This window comes from Ruegeria sp. CDSC085 (assembly GCF_059610465.1).
The window spans coordinates 452,897-473,872 of record NZ_JBXWNR010000001.1 but is presented as its reverse complement, the minus strand read 5'-3'; the positions used below and the strand labels follow the sequence as shown (position 1 = coordinate 473,872).

The following is a 20,976-nucleotide window of genomic DNA, read 5'->3' as shown; positions in this document are numbered from 1 at the left end:
TGCTTAACAAAGAATACCGATCACCCGCTCAGACAGAGTAAGAATTAGGGGGACTGCCAGTGAAGATAGGCACGCCAAAGGAAATACTGGACGGCGAGAACCGGGTCGCGATGACACCGGACTCGGCCGTGCAACTGCAAAAACTGGGCTATGAGTGCCTGATCGAAAAAGGAGCGGGTGTTGCCGCCGGTTTTTCGGACGCGGCGTATGAGGCTGCGGGCGTAGAGGTGGTCAAGACAGCAGCGTCGCTGTGGAAAACCGCGGATATCATCGCCAAGGTTCGGATCCCGACCGAGACCGAGCTGAAACGTCTGACCAAGAGCAAGACGCTGATTTCCTTCTTCAATCCCGCGGGCAACGAAGAGGGGATGGAACTGGCCAAGTCCAAGGGCGCGAACGTGATCGCGATGGAGATGGTGCCGCGAATTTCGCGGGCGCAGAAAATGGATGCGCTGTCGTCGATGGCCAATATCGCGGGCTACCGCGCGGTGATCGAGGCGGGCAACAACTTTGGCCGTTTCTTCACCGGTCAGGTGACGGCGGCCGGCAAGGTGCCGCCTGCCAAGGTGCTGATCGTTGGCGCCGGTGTGGCCGGTCTGGCCGCGATCGGGACGTCGACCTCGTTGGGTGCGATCACCTATGCCTTTGACGTGCGCCCGGAAGTGGCCGAACAGGTCGAATCGATGGGGGCCGAGTTCGTCTATCTGGACTTCGAAGAGGAACAGCAAGATGGTGCAGCCACGGGTGGCTATGCTTCGGTTCAGTCAGAAGAGTTCCGCAATGCGCAGCTGGCCAAGTTCCGTGAACTGGCCCCGGAAATAGACATTGTCATCACGACGGCCCTGATCCCCAACCGCCCGGCACCAAAGCTGTGGCTGGAAGATATGGTCAAGGCAATGAAGCCGGGCTCGGTCATTGTTGATCTTGCGGCTGAGCGTGGCGGAAACGTCGAAGGCACGGTGCCTGACGAAAAGGTCGTAACCCCCAATGGCGTGACCATCATCGGCTATACCGATTTCCCCAGCCGGATGGCGGCGCAATCCTCGTCACTTTACGCCACCAATATTCGTCACATGATGACCGACCTGACGCCCGAAAAGGACGGTCAGATCAATCATGACATGGAAGATGACGTGATCCGCGGCTCGACCGTGACCCATGAGGGCGAGATCACTTTCCCGCCACCACCACCCAAAGTGCAGGCGATCGCGGCTCAGCCGAAGGTCGAGGTCAAGGAACTGACCCCGGAAGAAAAACGCGCGCAAGAGGTTGCCGCGTTCAAGGCGCAGACCAAACAGCAGTTCACCCTGCTGGGTGTTGGTGGCGCGCTGATGCTGTTGGTGGGGCTGATCGCTCCGGCCAGCTTCATGCAGCACTTCATCGTCTTTGTGCTGGCCATCTTTGTAGGCTTCCAGGTGATCTGGGGCGTTGCGCACAGCCTGCACACACCGCTGATGGCGATCACCAACGCGATCTCGTCGATCATTATTGTGGGGGCGCTCATGCAGATCGGGTCGGGGTCATTCCTGGTCATTCTGCTGGCGGCACTGTCCGTGTTCATGGCCGGGATCAACATCTTCGGCGGCTTCCTCGTAACCCGGCGCATGCTTGCCATGTTCCAGAAATCTTAAGGAGGCCGGGCACATGGATTATGGCTTCACTACTGCCGCTTATGTCGTTGCGGCTGTCCTGTTCATCCTTTCGCTCGGCGGTCTGTCGAACCAGGAAAGCGCCAAGCGCGCGGTCTGGTATGGCATCGTCGGTATGGCGCTGGCGGTTTTTGCCACGCTGGTCGGCCCCGGTTCCGGTCTGTGGCTGCTGTCGTTGCTGTTGATCGCGGGCGGTGGCTTTATCGGCCAGTATGTCGCGAAACGCGTGCAGATGACCGAAATGCCGCAGCTGGTGGCCGCGATGCACTCGCTGGTTGGTCTGGCCGCTGTGTTCGTCGGCTTCAACGCGCATTTCGAGATTGGCAACGTGGCGCAGGTCATGGCCATTTCTGACAGTGCAAGCCAGGCGGACCTGTCCGATCTGGGCGCTTTTGCCAAACTGATCGCCAAGAAAACCCCGGCTGAGCTGGCAATCCTGCATGTGGAACTGTTCCTGGGCATCTTTATCGGTGCGATCACCTTTACCGGTTCGGTCGTCGCCTATGGCAAGCTCGCAGGTAAAGTGACCTCGGCAGCGACCAAGCTGCCCGGAGGCCATGCGCTGAATGCGACGGCGGCAGGTCTCTCGCTGATCTGCCTGATCTGGTACACATCGACAGGGGGCCTGTTCCCGCTGATCCTGATGACGCTGGCGGCTTTGTTCATCGGCTATCATCTGATCATGGGCATCGGCGGGGCCGACATGCCGGTGGTTGTGTCGATGCTGAACAGCTATTCGGGCTGGGCGGCTGCGGCGATTGGCTTCTCGCTGGGCAACGACCTGCTGATCGTGGTGGGTGCGCTGGTGGGCTCGTCCGGTGCGATTCTGTCCTACATCATGTGTAAAGCGATGAACCGTCATTTTGTCAGCGTGATCCTGGGTGGCTTTGGCGGCCCTCAGGGTGAGCAGATGGCCGTTGAAGGCGAGCAGATCGCCATCGAGGCCGACGGTGTGGCTGCGGCCTTGAACGACGCTGACAGCGTGATCATCATCCCGGGCTACGGCATGGCCGTGGCGCAGGCGCAGCAATCGGTTTCTGAACTGGTGCGCAAGCTGCGGGCCAAGGGCAAGAATGTTCGTTTCGCTATTCACCCCGTTGCGGGCCGCTTGCCGGGCCACATGAACGTATTGCTGGCCGAGGCGAAGGTGCCGTATGACATCGTTCTGGAAATGGATGAGATCAACGATGACTTTCCGGACACCGATGTGGCCATCGTCATCGGCTCAAACGACATCGTGAACCCTGCGGCGCAGGAAGACCCCAACAGCCCCATCGCCGGGATGCCGGTTCTGGAGTGTTGGAAGGCCAAGCAGGTCTTTGTGTCCAAGCGCGGTCAGGGCACTGGCTATTCGGGCATCGAGAACCCGCTGTTCTTCAAAGAGAACACCCGCATGTTCTATGGCGATGCCAAGCAGTCGCTGGACAAGCTGCTGCCCATGATCGACTGATCTTCAGGTTTGATCAGAGTGCAAAGGGCGCCTTAGGGCGCCCTTTTCTTTTTGAGTGTGCATGGGGGCGTTGCCCCCAAAACCCCCAGGATATTTCCAGCCAGATGAAGCAGGCGGAGTGTGGTAGTCTGGGGTGGAGCCGAGGATTGCAGGAGGTCGAAGATGGAGAAGGTGAACGGCATTGGCGGTGTGTTCTTTCGCGCCCGCGACCCAAAGGCGTTGAGCGCCTGGTATGAGAAGCACCTGGGCGTCAATTACTATGACCCCGTGCCCTGGAAGCAGCGTGAAGGCTATACGGTCTTTGCGCCATTCGCCGAGGACACCGAGTACTTCGGTCGGGCCGATCAGCAGTGGATGATCAATTTCCGTGTTGATGATCTGGCCGCGATGACGGCGCAGCTTGAGCAAGCTGGAATTACAGTGGAAGCCGATCCGGACTGGGACAGCGAGGTTGGAAAATTTGCCCGCATCCATGATCCCGAAGGCAACCCCATCGAGCTGTGGCAGCCAAATCAATGAGATAGCAGTGTTGTATACCATTGTATCCTTGTAAGTGTATGAAATAAAAAGAGAATTGATGTATCGTTTATGTGTCGTATAGTGCGCGAGACGAGGCGGAGCCCTGAATGACACCGATAGATGACCATCCCCTTCGCTATGCGCTGGCCAATGAACTGCATGCTCGACCGTTCCCGGTCGCGTCAATGCCCTGTACGGTGGTCTTTCTGGCGATCAAGAAACCAGAGGCTGCGGTCGCTCGTGATCGTTGTGAGGATTTGGCTCACTTGATCGACCTGCTGGACCGCCACGGCGCGCAGCATCCTCAACCTGATGCAACACATTACGCGGGTCAGATTGGTCGCCACTGGTTGAAGTGGGAGCAGCATACCGAATTCGTGACCTACACCGCGATCGCTCAGAACGTGAGTGATCGCGCCTTCAACCCGGCCGACTTTGAAGTCTTTCCGCCTGATTGGCTGATGGCCAGCCCGGGGCAAAGGGTAACGTCGGCGATGGTGCGCGTCGTTAAACGCGAAAGTGACGATGTGGTGAAGTCAAAACTGCTGGATTGGTTCGAGCCGGAAAGCCTGGCCGTGGCCAGAGTATTGGACGATGCCGCCATTTGCGCCAGTGACTTTCGTATCGATCCGGCAGGACATATGCGTTTTGCTTTATTCGTGGCCGAGGGCACCGGACGGCGCCGGACGGGGCGAATTATTCAGCGACTATGCGAAATCGAAACGTATAAGGCGATGTCGATGCTGGGTTTTGCGCGCGTCAAGCAGCTGATGCCGCGTATCGGGGAACTGGACGGGCAACTCACCCGGTTGATGGGGCAGATGACCGACAACTCGGCTCAGCCTGACGTGCTTTTGGAGGATTTGCTGTCAACGTCGATTGAACTCGAAACTTTGTCGGCCCGGTGCTCCTTCCGGTTCGGCGCCACGGGCGCTTATGAGGCTATCGTCAACCAGCGGATCGAAGTGTTGCGAGAACAGCGTTTCGAGGGTGGTCAGAATTTTGCCGATTTCATGATGCGTCGCTATGACCCCGCAATTCGCACCGTGAAATCTACGGAACGCCGCCTTCAGGCCTTGTCGGACCGGGCCATCCGTGCTGGTGAACTGCTGCGGACTAGGGTGGATGTTGAACGCAGCGCGCAAAACCAGGCGTTGCTGGAAAGCATGGACCGTCGCGCCGATCTGGCACTTCGTTTGCAGCACACGGTAGAGGGGCTTTCTGTCGTTGCCATCAGCTATTATGCGGTTTCGCTGGTCAGCTACCTTTTGTATCCGTTGACGGCCTCTGGCATCAGCAAAGGCATGCTGACAGCGGCGGTTACGATCCCTGTTGTCGCCGGGGTGTGGTACGCGGTCCGACGTATTCGCAAACGGCTCGGTTAAGCCGCAATTGCCAAGTTTCATCTGGCCTGTAGAAAGCGGGCACTTGGAACGCAGAGCGAGGGAGTCATATGATAAGCGTAGTTGCCGCATGGCGTGCTGTCGCCGCCATGTTCATTCTGAATGGTGCCCTGTTCGGGATCTGGGCGTCACGCATTCCCGCCGTGCGAGACAGGTTGGAACTGTCTCATGAGGCACTGGGATACGGTCTGTTGTTCATGGCGGCGGGGGCCGTCTGCTCGTTTCCGATAACCGGGCGACTGACGGATCGTTTCGGCGCTGTCGCAATCACCCGGATCATTGCGGTTCTGTACACAGTGTCGCTGATCTTGCTTGCCCTGGCTGATGGGTTCTGGGGGCTGGCGGTGTTCCTGTTTATCTTTGGCGCCTTCCACGGGTCCATGGATGTTGCGATGAATGCGTGGGCCGCTGAGGTTGAGCAGGCGTACGACAAACCTGTAATGTCCTCTTTCCACGCAATGTGGAGCCTTGGGGCCGGTCTTGGCGCACTCAGCGGATATGTTGCGGTTCAGATGGGGCTAACAGTTCTTGAGCATTTCCTCTTTGCTGGTGGTGTGGTTGTTGGTCTGGCACTTGCCTCATCAACGGTAAGCTGGACGTCGAGACGATCCGATGGCCCCCAAAGCTCGGTCTTTGCGTTGCCGTCCGGCACGTTGATACTGGTCGGCTTTGCGGCCCTGTGCGGTGCCTTGGGGGAAGGGGCCGTCGCGGATTGGAGCGCGATTTATCTGCGTGACATCACGGCGGCATCTGAAAGTGTCGCCGCCTTGGGCTATGCGGTGTTTTCAGTGACCATGGTGGCGTTTCGACTTGCAGGTGCCGTTGTTATCACGCGGTTCGGCCCGGTCGTTACGGCCCGTTTCGGCGGTATTTGCGCCGCGTTCGGGGTTTTCGCGGTGGTTTCTGCGGCGACGCCTTTGACTGCGTTGGCCGGGTTTGCCTTGATGGGAATAGGCTATGCCGTGATCATGCCGCTGGCATTCAGCCGGGCGGCCAGCGATCCGAATGTGCCGCCGGGGCAAGCCATCGCAAGCGTTGCGACTTTGGGGTATGGGGGGCTGTTGATCGGGCCGCCGTTGATCGGTCTTCTGGCGGAATTGTTCGGCCTGCGTTTGGCTTTTGCCGTACTGCTGCCATTGACCGTTCTGATCGTGCTGTTGGCCGGCGCACTGAAGCGCGCCGGCTAGGTTTAGTTCAACGACCGCGGATGCGCGGATCCAGCGCGTCGCGCAGACCGTCACCCAGATAGTTGACGCTGAGAACGGTAAGCGAGATCGCCAGACCGGGCCAGAACACGCGCTCGGGGTATTGCTGCAGATAATCGACACCGTCGAACAGCAGGCGGCCCCATGTCGGGAAGTCAGGTGGGAAGCCCAAGCCCAGGAACGACAACGCGCTTTCGGTGATGATGGCCGTGGCAATCCCCAGCGTCGCCGATACCATAATCGGAGACAACACGTTCGGCAGGATATGCCGCGCGATGATTTGCGAATTGCTGGTGCCGATGGACCGGGCAGCCAGAACAAATTCGCGCTCTTTGATGGCCAACACGTCACCGCGTACGATCCGTGCTGTAGGCATCCACGAAGTGATGCCGATGGCACAGACGATCAGGATGAAGATCCCACGCTCCAGCCCGAACGCGGCCGACAGGGGCTCGCGGAAGAGCAGCATCATGACCAGCAGCAAAGGCAGCAGGGGCAGGGCCAGAAACAGATCGGTCAGGCGCATGAGCGGGCCATCCAGCCGTCTGAAGAACCCCGCCAGAACGCCGATGAACGATCCCAGAAACAGCGCCAGCAACATCGCTGTGATGCCCACGGATACCGAAGTTTGCCCCCCCGACATCATGCGGGCCAGAATATCCCGGCCCAGTTGGTCCGTGCCGAAAGGATGCCCCCAGCTGGGTCCCTGATTTCGGGCTCGGATATCGATCTGCGTCGGATCAATGCTCCAGAGATATGGCCCCAGATACACGCCCGCCACGATGAAGATGAACAGGATCGCCCCGATCATTGCGCCTTTGTGTGTCTTGAACTGATCCCACACATCGCGCCATTGGCTGCGGGGTGGGGTGGCAAGTTCTTCCATCACGTCAGCAGTCGGCAGTGCGGTCGAGGCAGGAGCAAGCCCTTCGTCCGGGACCAGCGTATCGGTACGATCATGATCAGTCATAGCGAATCCTCGGGTCCAGAATGCCATAGAGAACGTCCGCGATCAGGTTGAACAGGACGATCAACACGGCAAAGATGAAGGTCAGGGTTTGCACCATGGGCAGGTCGTTTGCCTGAATTGCCCCGATCAGCAACTGACCGATACCATTCACCTTGAACACCTGTTCGGTGATGATGGCGCCACCGAAGATAGCCGGGATACCCAGCGCAATAACCGTCACCACGGGGATCATCGAGTTCCGCAGCACATGGACCATGACCACCGTGTATTCGCTCAGGCCTTTGGCGCGGGCGGTTCGGACGTAATCCTGATTGAGATTGTCCAGCATCGAGGCGCGCATGAACCTGCTGAGCTGCGCCGTGATTTGCAGGGCCAGAACCATGACGGGCATGATCATCTGTTTCAGCTGCAGCATGAAGCTGTCCCAACTGTTGACCACAAGCGTGGTGTCATAGATCGACGGGAACCAGCCCAGTTGGACCGAGAAGATCACGATCACCAGCACACCCGAAAAGAAGGGCGGGACAGAAAAACCGACCATCGACACGAAAGTACCCATCTGGTCAAACCAGGAATACTGACGATAAGCCGAATAGATCCCGATAGGCAGGGCGATCAGGATGGCGACCACGTAGGCGGTGCCGACAACCCACAGGGTCTGGGGAATCCGCTGAACGACGATGTCCATGACAGGCGAACGGGTCTGCCAGGATATCACGCGCAGGTCGCCTTCGGAAAAGGTTGTACCGAACATCGAGTCGATCAGAACCTGCGGTTCGATCCAGAAGAACTGCACGATCCACTTCCAGAACCGGATATGCATCGGCTGGCCGAGGCCAAGCGCCTCGCGCATCTTTTCTTTGACTTCGGGGGGAACGGTGAGCGGAACCTGCGCCATCGGATCGCCGGGTGCGAGTTCGAGGAGCAGGAAGATGACGAGGCTGATGAACAGCAGTGTTGGAACCGCCAGCACCAGTCGTCTGATTGTAAAATTAAGCATTAAGAGGCGCCTTTATATGCGTCTTCTTGTTGGGGTGGTATGCAAATGGCCGCGCCCCGATAACGATCGGGGCGCGGTTTTGCAAGGTCAGGGCTTAGGAACCGGTCTTGCGGTACCAGTCCGCAATGTTCCACAGCTCGCTGTCCCAAACGTTCAGGACAACGCCACCCAGGGTGTTTGCGTGCGCCGACAGACGACCACGGTGAACCAGCGGGATCATGCCACCGTTTTCAACCATGATGTCGTTCAGCTTTTTCGCGATCTCGGCACGTTGCTCAAGACCCGCAGTTTCAGCCAGCTGACCGTGCAGCTTGTCGAACTCTTCGTTGCAGAAGCGGCTGATGTTTTCTCCCTGCCACTGGGTCTCGGGGCGAGGTGCCTTATCGCACAGGCCGTTGCCCAGATAGGACTGCGGGTCGGTGCCGTTGAAGGTGTTGGCGTACATCTCAACGTCAGCATAGAACTTCTGGAAGGTGTCAGGCGAGCCCGGGTCACCACCGAAGAAGACCGACGCGTTGATGTTGCGCAGTTCGGATTCGATACCGATCTGGCTCCACCACTCCTTGATCAGCGCCTGGAAGTCCTGACGGACAGCGTTGGTCGAGGTCTGGTAGACGATTTTCAAAGGAACACCGTCTTTTTCGCGAACGCCGTCGCCATCGGTATCCACGATACCCGCATCATCCAACAGCTTTTTCGCGCCTTCGATATCCTGCGTGTCGCAGGTCATCGAGGTCGAGTTGAACGCGGCAGGCGCCGGAACCCAGTTGCAGGTCACTTTACCAGCCTGACCATAGCCGATCTCCACCAGCAGCGGACGGTCGATGGCCATGGACATGGCTTTGTAAACGGCCGGATCCTTCAGGAACGGGTGCGGGTGCTTTGCGGTCGAACGCTCGCCTTCCGGCAGGTCGGGCGACGGGTTGGTCTGGTTCATCATGATACGCTCGACCAGCGGGCCGAAGCCTGCAACCGGCGTACCTTTGCCACCTTCCTGCATCTGTGCGATCACTTCAGGCGCCAACTGAAGGTTCCAGGCATAGTCAAATTCACCGGTTTCCATGACGGCACGACCAGCAGCAGTTGCGTCACCGCCGCCCTTGAAGGTCACAGTCGCAAAGGCCGGTTTGGCCGGGTCACGATAATTGTCATTTGCCTTGAATGTAATCACGTCGTTCGGTTTGAACTCGGTGACGACAAATGGGCCGGTTCCGATGGGGTTGAAGTTCTGGTCGGTGCATTCAGGCGCTTTCGCACCAAGGCAATCGGCGAACTGTGCGGCCTGAATGATCGGGCTTTCGCCGCCGACAAACGGGCCATAGGGGAACGGTGTTGGCTTGTCGAAGGTAACTTTGACGGTCAAGTCATCAACAGCTTCGACCGAGGTGACGCCTTCGAACTTTGTCACCTGCGCGCAGCCACCTTCCGGGTGCATACAGTAATCGGCGGTGAACTTCACGTCAGCGGCGGTGAACGGAGAGCCGTCCGACCACTTGATTCCCGGCGTGATTTTCCATGTGATCGACGTCAGATCTTCGCTGACACCGCCATTTTCCACGGTCGGAATCTCGGACGCCAGATACGGCACCATGTTGCCGTCCTGATCGTAGCGGGCCAGAGGCTCGATCACCAGCGAAGCTGATTCCACGTCTTTCGTGCCGCCGGACAGGAACGGGTTCAGGATCGACGGAGCCTGCCAATAGATGATGCTGACATTGCCGTCCGAACCGCGCTCGGCAAAGGCCGCGGGGGCCATTGCCGTGCTTGCGATCGCACCAAGCAAAAGGGTTTTGATTTTCATAAGTCACTCCCGAATTGGACACGTTCGTGTCTCGATTATCTCCGCAAGGCCTGCGGGTTTGGCGTTGCCGTCTTGGGTTAAGGCTTTGACTATCAAAGATAATAGCGCTAACGGTTTCCGTTGGCACCGCCGCCCCAAGCCGGTTACGTTGGGTATCGAAACAGAACTTGAGAAAAATGCAAGTGGTGCCGTCGCGAAAATGTGTAATGGGTTTGACTTTTCCCGGTGGCCCGCCGTAGCGTTCGGCATTCAGAACAAGAATAACGTCGTCAAGGGAGCGCGCACGTGCTGGATCAGCCTATTGCTCAAATCAGAAAACTACGGGTGGAGTTTCAGACGAAGGACGGTCCTGTTGTCGGCGTTGAGGACGTCTCGTTCGAGGTCAAACCAGGCGAAACCGTTTGTATCGTTGGCGAATCAGGCTCGGGAAAGTCGGTTTCGTCATTGTCTTTGATGCGGCTGGTCGAGTTCGGTGGCGGCAAAATCGCGGGCGGAGAGTTGCTGTTTGATCGTCGCGATGGCGAAGAAGTGGACCTGGCCAAGGTCGATCAGGATCTGATGAAACAGATTCGCGGCAATGAAATCGGGATGATCTTTCAGGAGCCGATGACCGCCCTGAACCCCGTTTTCACCGTTGGTCGCCAGTTGACCGAAGGACTGCGTATCCACAAGGAAATGTCGAAGTCACAGGCAGAAGCGCGGGCGCTTGAATTGTTGCGCCAGGTTCGCATACCTGAGCCTGAGCGCCGCCTGAAACAGTATCCGCACGAGCTGTCGGGCGGGATGCGTCAACGCGTTGTCATTGCGATGGCTATGGCCTGTGAGCCGCGCCTGCTGATCGCCGACGAACCCACCACAGCGCTTGACGTGACCATTCAGGCCGAAATTCTCGCGCTGATGGACCGTCTCAAGCGGGAAACCGGCACGGCTGTGATGTTCATCACCCACGATATGGCTGTGGTTGCACAGATGGCCGACCGTGTCGTCGTCATGTACCGCGGCAACAAGGTCGAAGAAGGCACCGTCAAAGAAATCTTTGAAAACCCGCAGCACGACTATACCAAAGCCTTGCTGGCCGCGGTGCCGAAACTGGGCGAGATGCAGGGAAAATTTGCGCCCGAGCCGATGAAACTGCTGGGGGTCGAAGGGCAGAATATTGCACCGATCCCGGGCACAGACGAGGTTCTTCTGACCGTCAAGAACCTGACGACCCGGTTCCCGGTCAAGGGCGGGCTTTTGCGGCGCACGATCTCGAACGTTCATGCGGTCGAGGATGTCTCGTTCACACTGAACAAAGGTCAAACGCTCAGTCTTGTCGGCGAATCCGGGTGCGGCAAGTCTTCGGCGGGGCGCTCGATCCTGCGACTGGTCGAGCCTCTGGCGGGCGAGATTGATATGGACGGTGTTGATATCATGAAGCTTGATCCGTCTGGCTTGCGCAAGGCGCGGCTGGACATGCAGATGATCTTTCAGGATCCGTTCGCCTCGCTGAACCCGCAGATGCAGCTGGTCGATCAGGTGGCCGAGCCGATGCGCAACTATGGCGTGGCATCGGGATCGGAACTGCAGGACCGCGTGGCGCAACTGTTCGACAAGGTGCAACTGCCGCGCAGCTTCATGCGTCGGTTCCCGCATGAAATGTCGGGCGGTCAGCGGCAGCGGATTGCCATCGCGCGGGCTCTGGCCCTGAACCCCAAGCTTATCATCGCGGATGAGGCGGTTTCGGCCCTCGACGTGTCGGTGCAGGCGCAGGTTTTGAACCTGATGATGGAATTGCAGTCCGAACTGGGCCTGTCTTATCTGTTCATCAGTCACGATATGGCCGTGGTTGAAAGGGTCAGCCATTATGTCGGGGTTATGTATCTGGGTCGAATTGTCGAACTTGGGCCCCGGGCGCGGGTATTCGAGAACCCGCAGCATCCCTATACACAGGCGCTGATGAAGGCGGTTCCGATTGCGGACCCGAACAAGCGGAAATCGGAAAAGGATCTGAATTTCAAACCGATCCCATCTCCGATTCATCCCACTGACTACGCGCCGGAACCTTCGCAATATCGAGAGGTTGAGGCCGGGCACTTCATTCTGACCACCGACAGCGGGTATTGACCCCAATGGCGAAACGCTTGACGCCGCTTGAGATCATGACAAAGCTGATCTCATTTCCGACCGTAAGCCGTGACACCAATCTGCCGCTGGTGGATTGGGTTGAGGAATATCTGCAAGGTCATGGAATCGCACCCCATCGGTGGCCGGACCCGGATCAACCGCACAAGGCTGCAATTTTTACGCATGTGGGTCCGATGGAAGAGGGTGCGCTGGTTCTGTCCGGGCATACGGATGTCGTGCCGATCGAAGGGCAGCCTTGGGATTCCGATCCGTTCACGGTGACCGAGAAGGACGGCAAGTATTTCGGTCGCGGCACCTGCGACATGAAGGGTTTTGACGCTCTGGCGATCTGGGTTCTGGTCGAGGCGCATTACGCTGAAATAAAGCGGCCGCTGCAACTTGCGCTCAGCTTTGACGAAGAGGTCGGATGCACCGGTGCGCCGCCCATGATTGAGGCAATGCAACAGGTCTTGCCCAAGGGATCAGCAGTGATCGTGGGTGAGCCGTCAATGATGCAGGCTGTGACGGGGCACAAGGGCGGGTTCGGCTTTGATACTCACATCGTGGGGTTCGAAGTGCACAGTTCGATCATGCATACCGGCGTGAATGCGATCATGGCGGCGGCACCTCTGATCGACTGGGCAAATCACAGAAATGCCGAAAGCATGGCCGCTGAGCCGAGCGAAATCGCGGTCGTATTTGACCCGCCGTGGACAACCTGTCATGTCGGAATGATAGAAGGCGGGACAGCCCACAACATCACTGCCAAAGACTGTCGGTTCATGATGGATTTCCGCACCGTGCCGGATGAGTCAAAGGCGCAATGGCAGGACGCGTATTTTCAGCAGGTCCGCGCGGCCGAGGCACGGATGCAGGCTGTCCACCCTGAAACACGCATCGAACTGAAGGAACATTTTTCAATTCCGGGACTGGTGCCTGAACGGGACGGAGAAGCGGAAGCTTTAGTGCGCACGCTGACCGGGGATAATGCAAGCCACGTTGTCAGCTACGGGACAGAGGCGGGGCAGTTTCAGGAGGCAGGGTATTCAGCCGTGATTTGCGGTCCTGGTGATATTGCCCAGGCTCATCAGCCGAACGAGTTCATATCGATCGCGCAGTTCGATGCGGGGCACAAGTTTATGCAACGACTGGTTGAAAAGCTCGGCGCGGCGTAAGATTCAACATAGCATCAATTGTTCAGAGGAAGGTCTTGAGATGCCTGTCAAAAACAGACTTGCAGAAATGCACGGCGATATTGCCGCGTGGCGCCGCCACCTGCATGCGCATCCTGAATTGATGTATGACGTGCACGAAACCGCTGCTTTTGTCGTCGAGCGCCTCAAGGAGTTTGGTGTTGATGAGATCACTCCGGGAATTGGCAAGACCGGTGTCGTGGCCGTTATCCGCGGGCGGCAGGACACGACCGGGCGCGTAATCGGACTGCGCGCAGATATGGACGCACTGCCGATCGAAGAGGCGACTGGGCTGGACTATGCTTCTACCGTTTCGGGCAAGATGCACGCCTGCGGGCATGACGGGCATACCTCGATGCTGCTTGGGGTCGCCCAGTACCTGGCTGAAACCCGAAACTTCGATGGCACTGTTGTTCTGATTTTTCAACCCGCAGAAGAAGGCGGTGCAGGCGGTCTGGCCATGTGTCGGGACGGCCTGATGGAACGCTGGGGCATTGATGAGGTCTATGGCATGCACAATATGCCGGGGTTGCCAGTGGGCGAGTTCGCGATCCGACCCGGCGCATTGTTGGCCTCATCTGATGAGTTCGAAATCACGATCACCGGCAAGGGCGGACACGCCGCCGCACCGCATGACGCGGTAGACACGACTTTGGTGGCCTCGCATATTGTCGTGTCGTTGCAATCGGTTGTGGCGCGCACCGTCGATCCGATCAAACGCGTCGTCCTGACCGTGGGTACGTTCGAAACGGACAGCGTCGCGTCGAACGTGATTGCGCATACCGTGCGTTTGCAGGGAACCGTCCGGACGCTCGACCCCGAATACCGCACGATTGCCGAAGAGCGCGTGCGCAGGATCGCCGAGGATACGGCTTCGGCCTTCGGCGCAAAGGCAGATGTCGTCTGGACGCCGGGGTATCCGGTAACGGTTAACTCCGAGGCTGAGACGGCGTACGCTGCCGAGGCAGCCGAGGCCGTCGCGGGCAAGGTCAATGACAACACTGATCCGATCATGCCCTCGGAAGATTTCGCCTACATGCTTGAAGAACGGCCCGGAGCCTACATCTTTATCGGGAACGGGGACACGGCCATGTGCCATCACCCGGAATACAACTTTGACGACGACGCGATTCCCGCCGGCTGCAGTTGGTTTGCCGAGATCGTGGAACGACGATTGCGCGTCGCTTAAATCAGGGAGAATGCCATGCCGATCAAAAACCGCCTCGCAGAGATGCACGAAGAGATCACAGGTTGGCGGCGTGACATTCACCAACATCCGGAAATCCTGTACGACACGCACCGCACCAGTGCACTGGTGGCCGACAAACTGAAGGAATTCGGCTGTGACGAGGTCGTAACCGGCATCGGGCGTACCGGCGTGGTCGGGGTTATTCGCGGCAAAAGCGACACGCAGGGCCGCGTGATTGGTTTGCGGGCCGATATGGATGCCCTGCCGATGCAGGAACAGACCAGGCTGGACTATGCCTCGAAAACACCAAATGCGATGCATGCCTGCGGGCATGACGGGCATACTGCCATGGTCTTGGGAGCGGCAAAGTACCTGTCTGAGACGCGCAATTTCGATGGCACCGCAATCGTGATCTTTCAGCCCGCCGAAGAGGGCGGGAATGGCGCAGAAGCCATGTGCAAGGACGGTCTGATGGACCGGTTTGGCATTCAGGAAGTTTACGCGATGCACAATGTGCCGGGCGTGGCGACCGGGCAATTCGCAATCCGCTCAGGCCCGTTGCTGGCGGCGGCGGACGAGTTTGACATCCATCTTGAAGGGCGCGGAGGCCACGCGGCAAAACCCCATGAGACGGTCGATACAACCGTGATGCTGTCGCAACTGATTGTCGCGTTGCAGACGATCGTGTCGCGCAATGCGGACCCGATCCTGCAAGCCGTGCTGTCGGTGACGTCCGTTGAGACGTCTTCGACAGCGTTCAACGTGATCCCGCAATCGGCGCAGATACGCGGTACCGTGCGGACCCATTCCAACGAGATGCGTGATCTGATCGAACAGCGCCTCAAAGAGGTCGCCGAAGGGATTGCAGGAACATTCGGTGGTTCCGTGAAAGTCAATTACACGCGTGGCGTGCCGGTGACGATCAACGCCGAAACTCAAATGGGATATGCGGCAGAAGCCGCGGTCTCGGTCGGGGGCAGCTGCATCGAGGCACCGATGGTGATGGGGGGTGAGGATTTCTCGTTCATGCTGGAGGAACGGCCCGGAGCCTTTATCGTTCTGGGCAACGGTGACAGCGCCGGGTTGCACCACCCTGAATACAACTTCAACGACGAGATCATCCCGATCGGATGCTCATGGTTCGCAGAAATGGTCGAGCGCCGAATGCCGGCGGCTTGAACTGAATTAGGAGAGAGAAAACATGCCAGTCAAAAACCGCTTTGCCGAGTTGCAGGATGAGATCACCGCGTGGCGACGGGATCTGCACGAAAACCCGGAAATCCTGTTCGAAACGCACCGTACCAGCGCAATGGTGGCCGAGAAGTTGAAGGAGTTTGGTTGCGACGAGGTCGTCACCGGCATCGGGCGAACCGGCGTTGTTGGCGTGATCAAGGGCAAGTCGGACAGCAGGGGCAAGGTGATCGGTCTGCGGGCAGATATGGATGCGCTGCCTATCCATGAGGCGACGGGATTGGACTATGCCTCGAAAACACCGGGCGCGATGCATGCCTGCGGCCATGATGGCCACACGGCGATGCTTTTGGGTGCTGCGAAATACCTGTCGGAAACCCGAAATTTCGATGGGACGGTTATTGTGATCTTCCAACCTGCCGAAGAGGGCGGCGGCGGTGGTCGTGAAATGTGTGAAGATGGCATGATGGACCGCTGGAATATTCAGGAAGTCTACGGCATGCACAACTGGCCGGGTCAACCTGTAGGTAAGTTCGCAATCCGTCCCGGTTCCTTCTTTGCCGCAACCGATCAGTTTGACATCACTTTTGAAGGGCGAGGTGGTCATGCTGCCAAGCCGCATGAAACAGTAGACACCACGGTACTGGCTGCGCAGGCGGTTTTGGCGCTTCAGACCATTTCCTCGCGCAATGCCGATCCGATCGATCAGGTCGTGGTGTCGGTGACGTCGTTCGAGACCTCGTCGAAAGCGTTCAATGTGATCCCGCAGACTGTTCAGATCAAAGGCACCGTGCGCACCATGAGCAAGGATATGCGGGATCTGGCCGAAAAGCGGATCAATGAGATCTGCAATGGAATCGCGGCCACGTTCGGAGGCACCGCAAACGTGACCTACATCCGCGGGTACCCGGTGATGGTGAACAGTGAAGAACAGACAGAGTTCGCCGCAGCTGTTGCCCGGTCGGTATCCGGCGATTGTGACGATGCGCCTTTGGTCATGGGAGGCGAGGACTTTGCCTTCATGCTGGAGGAACGTCCCGGGGCCTATATTTTAATGGGTAACGGCGATACGGCCATGGTTCACCACCCGGAGTACAACTTCAACGATGAGGCGATTCCCGCCGGGTGCAGCTGGTGGGCAGAGATCGTTGAGCAGCGTATGCCGGCGGCCTGATCGGACGAGTGGGGGCTCTGCCCCCACACCCCCGGGATACTTTTGGCCAGATGAAGAGGGATCCCGCCCGGTCACGTCAGGTCGAGCGAACAGCATAGCGTGTCAACAACAGAGTCCAGCGCGTTGCTTTGGGTCTTGACGCAGGTTTGGGCGGCGCTGCGGGCCTTTTTCAGGGCCTGACCGTCTGAAAGCCAATGCTCGACCGCTGTGGAGAGATCCTTTTCGGTTCGAACCTCGATGGCGCCACCGGTTTTGATCAACGGCGCGAAAGTTTCTGCAAAATTGAAGTATCCGGGGCCGGTAATCACGGCGGCTCCGGCCTGTGCCGGTTCGAATGGGTTGTGACCGCCGATGTCTTTCAGGGAGCCACCCAGGAACACGATGGGACACAGCGCGTACCATGTGCCGGTCTCACCCAGTGTATCCGCGACATATACCTGGGTCTCGGCTTTGATCGGGGAATTTTCGGATCGGAACGCGGCGTTGAGATCAGAGGCTTCCAGTAGTTTGGCGATAACGCCGCGGCGCTCTGGGTGGCGCGGGATCAGCAGCAGCAGCAGATCGGGCCAGCGTTCCAGAAGTGATTTATGCGCGGCCAGAACGCTTTCCTCTTCGCCTGCGTGGGTCGAGCTGGCGATCCACACCGGTCTGCCAGAGACTTTAGAACGTATGTCATCCAGCGTGTTGTGGTCCACGGGAAGGGGATCGGACATGGCTTTGAGATTGGTGCCGGGCCGGACGCGATCGGCAGGGGCACCCATCGACGTCAGGTTGGCTGCGGTTTTGTCGTTCTGCGTCAGGAACAGGTTGAATTTGTTCAAGACGAACCGCGCTGTTCCGGGGCGTTTTTTCCAACCAGCGACGGACTTGTCCGATAGTCGTGCATTTAGAAGGGCGAGCGGAATACCGCGTTTGGCACTTTCAACAATCAACCGTGGCCAGATTTCACTTTCGACAAAAACCCCGCCCTCTGGTTGCCAATGGCTCAGAAAGCGCCGGACCGGACCTGCCGTGTCAAGCGGCGGGTATTGATGCCGTGTGCGGGGCGGCAGGCGTTTTTCGATAAGAGCCGCTGAGGTCGGGGTGCCGGAGGTGATCAGAAATTCGGTTTCGGGCAGGCGGGCTGCCAGCCGTCTGATCAGGCTGAGGACCGAAAGGCTTTCGCCAACGCTGGCGGCGTGGAACCAGATCAAACGCCCATTTGGCCTAGGCAGGCTGGCATGTCCAAGTCGTTCTTGTTGCCGCTCAACAGGTACGTTTGCTGCCCGCAACTTATTCCGAACAATTCGCCATATCAGAGGTGCTGCAAGAGACGTGAGGGTGCAATACACATGATACAACGCCGTGGGGCGGCCGTTGTGATCCGGCATATCAGCCGCCTGTGTGACTCATGTGACGGCTCATCCTGCCATCGACGGCTTGGCGCGAATAGTCGAAGTCATGCCCCTTGGGCTTGAGATTGATGGCAGATCGGATCGCGTCTTCAAGTGGCTGTTCGGTATCAGGATGATCGCGCAGGGCTCCGCGCAGGTCAGACATATCTTCCTGACCCAGGCACATGTAAAGTTCGCCCGTGCAGGTCAGGCGGACCCTGTTGCAGCTTTCACAGAAATTGTGCGACAGCGGCGTGATAAAGCCGATTTTCTGGCCGGTTTCCTCGAGCCGCACGTAACGGGCCGGGCCACCGGTGCGTTCGGCCAGATCGGTGACCGAATAGTGGTTTTCGTATTCTTTCCGCACGTCTTTGAGCGACCAGTACTGATCCAGGCGGTCTTCGTTGCCGATGTCGCCCATAGGCATGACTTCGATCCAGGTCAGATCCATGTCCCGCTCGGCACACCAGTCCGTGATTTTCGGAAGTTCGGGTTCATTGAACCCTTTCAGCGCGACCGCGTTGATCTTGATCCGCAGGCCAGCCTTTTGCGCGGCGTCAATTCCGTCCAATACCTGTTTCAGGCGACCCCAGCGCGTGACCTTGGCAAACTTGTCATCGTCCAATGTATCCAGAGAGACATTCACCCGCCGCACGCCAGCGGCATACAGGTCTTCGGCGAAGCGGTGCAGTTGCGATCCATTTGTTGTCAGCGTTAGTTCTTTTAATGCACCGCTGTCCAGGTGGCGTGTCATCGAGTTGAAGAACGTGATGATATTCCGACGCACCAACGGCTCACCACCCGTGATGCGCAGCTTTTCGACACCCATCCTGACGAAGGTCGAGCACATCCGGTCCAGTTCTTCCAGTGTCAGCAGGTCTTTCTTGGGCAGAAAGGTCATGTTTTCGGACATGCAATACACGCAGCGGAAGTCGCAGCGGTCCGTGACGGAGACGCGGAGATACGTAATGGCGCGGGCAAACGGGTCGATGAGCGGAGCTGTCATGATGTAATAGGTAAAGCCGTAACATGCCCGCGACAAGGGCGAACTGTGCTTTGCGCTGGAACAGATGGGCGCAGGGCTGTAGGTGTCAGCCATGAAGAAAACACTTGTTTTACTATTTGTGGTCATGGCTGGATGCGACGCCGTGCGGTCAACGACTGACCGAGTTTTAGGCGGTGGCGACGCGCCTGCCCAGACGGCACCCGACGCTGAAGTTGGTACCGCAGTTGCTGAAGAGGTGCTGCAACCCGAACCGGTTTCCGCGCGGCCAAACTGGGTCGGGGCGAAAACCACCATAGCCGGGCTTGGGGATCCGACCACTCCGGGGCGCTGGATGCAGACACCGCTGGTGGACACCGAAGTTACGGCGCGCGTAGTGGTGCCACGAACAGGGGCGCAGGCCTACATCACTTTGGTCCCGGTCTCAGGCCCGGACAGTAGCGGCAGCCGCTTGTCTCTGGACGCTATGAGGGCGTTGTTGGTGCCTTTCGACGAACTCGTTGAGGTCGAAGTCTACGCAGATTGATTTTTCAGGTATTTACCTGCTTCACGGCGGGCAAAGGGTTTCATGGTATCGCCGTGTTGGCTCAGAAAGGTGATGACACGCTTTGGGTCGTGTTTGGATAACTCTCGCAGCCACCAGGCGATGGATTTCTGAATGAACCAGTTGCGGTCCGGAACATATCCGGCAGCCCAGCCAAGGATGCGATCACGGCGGTGCAGGTCGTCGGGCTTGGGGTGGTTCTGTTTGGTCCAGGGCAGGGTTGCAACCAGGGCCGCGCGTCGGGTCCACATGTGATCGGACCGGGTCCAATGTTCAACCTGATCCAGTCGGTCAGGATCTGCTGAAAGCCGCTTTTGCATCGCCATGCACGCGTGATCCGCGACGGCCCATGCATCGAAATCCGGCAGCCAGCTTTGAAGCAAGTCCCAAACCGTCGCGTCAGGTCGGATGCGTGCCTGTGTCAAAAGCTTGGATGCAGCAAGACGCCCTTCGTGGATGTTTGTTTGCCATAACGCGTCCGCCAATGCGATCCGCGCCGGCACATCCAGTTCTTGCCGCCACGCCTTGGTCAGGTCGTTGAGAACCGGGTTTGCGACGCCCAGATAGATGCGATCCGCCTTATGATAACTGGCCATCTGGCTCGCCCGTTCGGGGTCACCATGCGCTTTGATCTGATCGAGATATCCGGTCAGCATGGGGATCACAATGGAACGCCTGTTGGTTTCCCATCAATCGTCTGGCCGTTCCTTTCCATCCAATAGGAACGGATTTCCTCATCTGATTTTCCATCCACCCATTTCTGCATCGTGTCGCGATCGGATTGGAATTCCATGAAAGGCACGGCATAGCCGCAGGAGGTTTGTACCATCTCGATCGACTGGTCATAGATTTGCCGTGCACTGCGGTGACTTGGGAAGAGACCGGCAAGGTCGTCCCAACCTTCGTTGCCAACATGCAGGCAACGCGCTGTTCCATAGGTGCGCAGAATCATCGGACGCGTTGTGAAAGAACACCACATCAGCGTCATCCGGTTGACCTGCAAAAGATGCCCCGCAGTTTCGTTGCCACTGCCAGTCAGGTTCATCCAGACAATGCGGTTTGGTCCCAGTACACGCAGCGAGTCCATTCCTTTTGGGGAAATATTGACCCGACCTTCGGCCCCGGCGGTGCCGACGAAGAACATATGCTGCTCTTCAATGAACTTTTGATGAGAATCATCAAGCTGCGGGAACTGCTTGGCCATAA

General features: G+C 58.2%; 18 protein-coding genes. 11 read left to right on the top strand and 7 right to left on the bottom strand.

Features of this window, described 5'->3' with window-relative positions; genetic code table 11:
- Positions 1–59 precede the first annotated feature (59 nt).
- The 5 genes from AC2FJB_RS02390 to AC2FJB_RS02370 all read left to right on the top strand — a co-directional run bounded on the left by AC2FJB_RS02390 (position 60) and on the right by AC2FJB_RS02370 (position 6,208).
- A complete protein-coding gene (locus tag AC2FJB_RS02390; RefSeq protein WP_496719232.1) occupies positions 60–1,631 on the top strand; it encodes a Re/Si-specific NAD(P)(+) transhydrogenase subunit alpha in 1,572 nt (523 codons plus the stop codon).
- Positions 1,632–1,644: 13 nt separating this feature from the next.
- A complete protein-coding gene (locus AC2FJB_RS02385; RefSeq protein WP_496719231.1) occupies positions 1,645–3,099 on the top strand; it encodes an NAD(P)(+) transhydrogenase (Re/Si-specific) subunit beta in 1,455 nt (484 codons plus the stop codon).
- 162 nt (positions 3,100–3,261) lie between these two features.
- Positions 3,262–3,618, top strand: coding sequence for a VOC family protein (locus AC2FJB_RS02380; RefSeq protein ID WP_496719230.1), 357 nt, complete (start codon positions 3,262–3,264; stop codon positions 3,616–3,618).
- A gap of 107 nt (positions 3,619–3,725) precedes the next feature.
- On the top strand, positions 3,726–5,003 hold the full coding sequence (locus AC2FJB_RS02375) for a DUF3422 family protein (protein ID WP_496719229.1): 1,278 nt from the start codon (positions 3,726–3,728) through the stop codon (positions 5,001–5,003).
- Between the two features lie 68 nt (positions 5,004–5,071).
- Positions 5,072–6,208, top strand: a complete 1,137-nt coding sequence (locus AC2FJB_RS02370; RefSeq protein ID WP_496719228.1) for an MFS transporter — start codon at positions 5,072–5,074, stop codon at positions 6,206–6,208.
- A gap of 7 nt (positions 6,209–6,215) precedes the next feature.
- On the opposite strand, the gene AC2FJB_RS02365 is transcribed toward AC2FJB_RS02370, so the two are convergent.
- The 3 genes from AC2FJB_RS02365 to AC2FJB_RS02355 form a co-directional block, all read right to left on the bottom strand.
- Positions 6,216–7,196, bottom strand: coding sequence for an ABC transporter permease (locus AC2FJB_RS02365; protein ID WP_117868374.1), 981 nt, complete (start codon positions 7,194–7,196; stop codon positions 6,216–6,218).
- A complete protein-coding gene (locus tag AC2FJB_RS02360) occupies positions 7,189–8,196 on the bottom strand; it encodes an ABC transporter permease (RefSeq protein WP_117868375.1) in 1,008 nt (335 codons plus the stop codon). The genes AC2FJB_RS02365 and AC2FJB_RS02360 overlap by 8 nt, the downstream gene beginning before the upstream one ends.
- A 94-nt stretch (positions 8,197–8,290) precedes the next feature.
- Positions 8,291–9,997, bottom strand: coding sequence for a peptide ABC transporter substrate-binding protein (locus AC2FJB_RS02355; RefSeq protein WP_496719227.1), 1,707 nt, complete (start codon positions 9,995–9,997; stop codon positions 8,291–8,293).
- Positions 9,998–10,282: 285 nt separating this feature from the next.
- On the opposite strand from AC2FJB_RS02355, the gene AC2FJB_RS02350 reads away from it, so the two are divergent.
- From AC2FJB_RS02350 to AC2FJB_RS02330, 5 genes are read left to right on the top strand one after another with little or no spacing between them, the layout of a single operon-like run.
- The gene (locus tag AC2FJB_RS02350; RefSeq protein ID WP_496719226.1) at positions 10,283–12,103 is read left to right on the top strand and encodes an ABC transporter ATP-binding protein; all 1,821 of its coding nucleotides are present in this window, start codon (positions 10,283–10,285) and stop codon (positions 12,101–12,103) included.
- 5 nt (positions 12,104–12,108) lie between these two features.
- Positions 12,109–13,278 (top strand): acetylornithine deacetylase, encoded by a 1,170-nt coding sequence (gene argE, locus AC2FJB_RS02345; RefSeq protein ID WP_496719225.1) that lies wholly within the window; start codon positions 12,109–12,111, stop codon positions 13,276–13,278.
- A gap of 40 nt (positions 13,279–13,318) precedes the next feature.
- Positions 13,319–14,485 carry a M20 aminoacylase family protein gene (locus tag AC2FJB_RS02340; protein WP_299894645.1) on the top strand — a complete coding sequence of 389 codons (1,167 nt, stop codon included), beginning with the start codon at positions 13,319–13,321 and terminating at the stop codon, positions 14,483–14,485.
- A gap of 15 nt (positions 14,486–14,500) precedes the next feature.
- On the top strand, positions 14,501–15,664 hold the full coding sequence (locus AC2FJB_RS02335; protein WP_496719224.1) for a M20 aminoacylase family protein: 1,164 nt from the start codon (positions 14,501–14,503) through the stop codon (positions 15,662–15,664).
- Positions 15,665–15,686: 22 nt separating this feature from the next.
- The gene (locus AC2FJB_RS02330) at positions 15,687–16,850 is read left to right on the top strand and encodes a M20 aminoacylase family protein (protein WP_496719223.1); all 1,164 of its coding nucleotides are present in this window, start codon (positions 15,687–15,689) and stop codon (positions 16,848–16,850) included.
- Positions 16,851–16,921: 71 nt separating this feature from the next.
- On the opposite strand, the gene AC2FJB_RS02325 is transcribed toward AC2FJB_RS02330, so the two are convergent.
- Positions 16,922–18,220 (bottom strand): 3-deoxy-D-manno-octulosonic acid transferase, encoded by a 1,299-nt coding sequence (locus AC2FJB_RS02325; protein WP_496719222.1) that lies wholly within the window; start codon positions 18,218–18,220, stop codon positions 16,922–16,924.
- A gap of 1 nt (position 18,221) precedes the next feature.
- The gene (gene moaA / locus AC2FJB_RS02320) at positions 18,222–19,229 is read right to left on the bottom strand and encodes a GTP 3',8-cyclase MoaA (RefSeq protein WP_496719256.1); all 1,008 of its coding nucleotides are present in this window, start codon (positions 19,227–19,229) and stop codon (positions 18,222–18,224) included.
- A gap of 91 nt (positions 19,230–19,320) precedes the next feature.
- On the opposite strand from moaA, the gene AC2FJB_RS02315 reads away from it, so the two are divergent.
- Positions 19,321–19,752, top strand: coding sequence for a hypothetical protein (locus AC2FJB_RS02315; protein ID WP_117868383.1), 432 nt, complete (start codon positions 19,321–19,323; stop codon positions 19,750–19,752).
- Here the strand turns inward: AC2FJB_RS02315 and AC2FJB_RS02310 are convergent.
- Both AC2FJB_RS02310 and AC2FJB_RS02305 read right to left on the bottom strand, forming a co-directional pair.
- Positions 19,740–20,426: a DNA alkylation repair protein gene (locus AC2FJB_RS02310; protein WP_496719221.1), complete on the bottom strand. Its 687-nt coding sequence runs from the start codon at positions 20,424–20,426 to the stop codon at positions 19,740–19,742. The genes AC2FJB_RS02315 and AC2FJB_RS02310 overlap by 13 nt on opposite strands.
- Before the next feature lie 5 nt (positions 20,427–20,431).
- Positions 20,432–20,974 (bottom strand): pyridoxamine 5'-phosphate oxidase family protein, encoded by a 543-nt coding sequence (locus AC2FJB_RS02305; RefSeq protein WP_496719220.1) that lies wholly within the window; start codon positions 20,972–20,974, stop codon positions 20,432–20,434.
- Positions 20,975–20,976: the final 2 nt, after the last annotated feature.

Coding starts and splice junctions, on each gene's coding strand:
- AC2FJB_RS02385 (WP_496719231.1), top strand. CDS start 1,645: ATGGATTATGGCTTCACTACTGCCGCTTATGTCGTTGCGGCTGTCCTG.
- AC2FJB_RS02380 (WP_496719230.1), top strand. CDS start 3,262: ATGGAGAAGGTGAACGGCATTGGCGGTGTGTTCTTTCGCGCCCGCGAC.
- AC2FJB_RS02375 (WP_496719229.1), top strand. CDS start 3,726: ATGACACCGATAGATGACCATCCCCTTCGCTATGCGCTGGCCAATGAA.
- AC2FJB_RS02370 (WP_496719228.1), top strand. CDS start 5,072: ATGATAAGCGTAGTTGCCGCATGGCGTGCTGTCGCCGCCATGTTCATT.
- AC2FJB_RS02365 (WP_117868374.1), bottom strand. CDS start 7,196: ATGACTGATCATGATCGTACCGATACGCTGGTCCCGGACGAAGGGCTT.
- AC2FJB_RS02360 (WP_117868375.1), bottom strand. CDS start 8,196: ATGCTTAATTTTACAATCAGACGACTGGTGCTGGCGGTTCCAACACTG.
- AC2FJB_RS02355 (WP_496719227.1), bottom strand. CDS start 9,997: ATGAAAATCAAAACCCTTTTGCTTGGTGCGATCGCAAGCACGGCAATG.
- argE (WP_496719225.1), top strand. CDS start 12,109: ATGGCGAAACGCTTGACGCCGCTTGAGATCATGACAAAGCTGATCTCA.
- AC2FJB_RS02340 (WP_299894645.1), top strand. CDS start 13,319: ATGCCTGTCAAAAACAGACTTGCAGAAATGCACGGCGATATTGCCGCG.
- AC2FJB_RS02335 (WP_496719224.1), top strand. CDS start 14,501: ATGCCGATCAAAAACCGCCTCGCAGAGATGCACGAAGAGATCACAGGT.
- AC2FJB_RS02330 (WP_496719223.1), top strand. CDS start 15,687: ATGCCAGTCAAAAACCGCTTTGCCGAGTTGCAGGATGAGATCACCGCG.
- AC2FJB_RS02325 (WP_496719222.1), bottom strand. CDS start 18,220: ATGCCGGATCACAACGGCCGCCCCACGGCGTTGTATCATGTGTATTGC.
- moaA (WP_496719256.1), bottom strand. CDS start 19,229: ATGACAGCTCCGCTCATCGACCCGTTTGCCCGCGCCATTACGTATCTC.
- AC2FJB_RS02315 (WP_117868383.1), top strand. CDS start 19,321: ATGAAGAAAACACTTGTTTTACTATTTGTGGTCATGGCTGGATGCGAC.
- AC2FJB_RS02310 (WP_496719221.1), bottom strand. CDS start 20,426: ATGCTGACCGGATATCTCGATCAGATCAAAGCGCATGGTGACCCCGAA.
- AC2FJB_RS02305 (WP_496719220.1), bottom strand. CDS start 20,974: ATGGCCAAGCAGTTCCCGCAGCTTGATGATTCTCATCAAAAGTTCATT.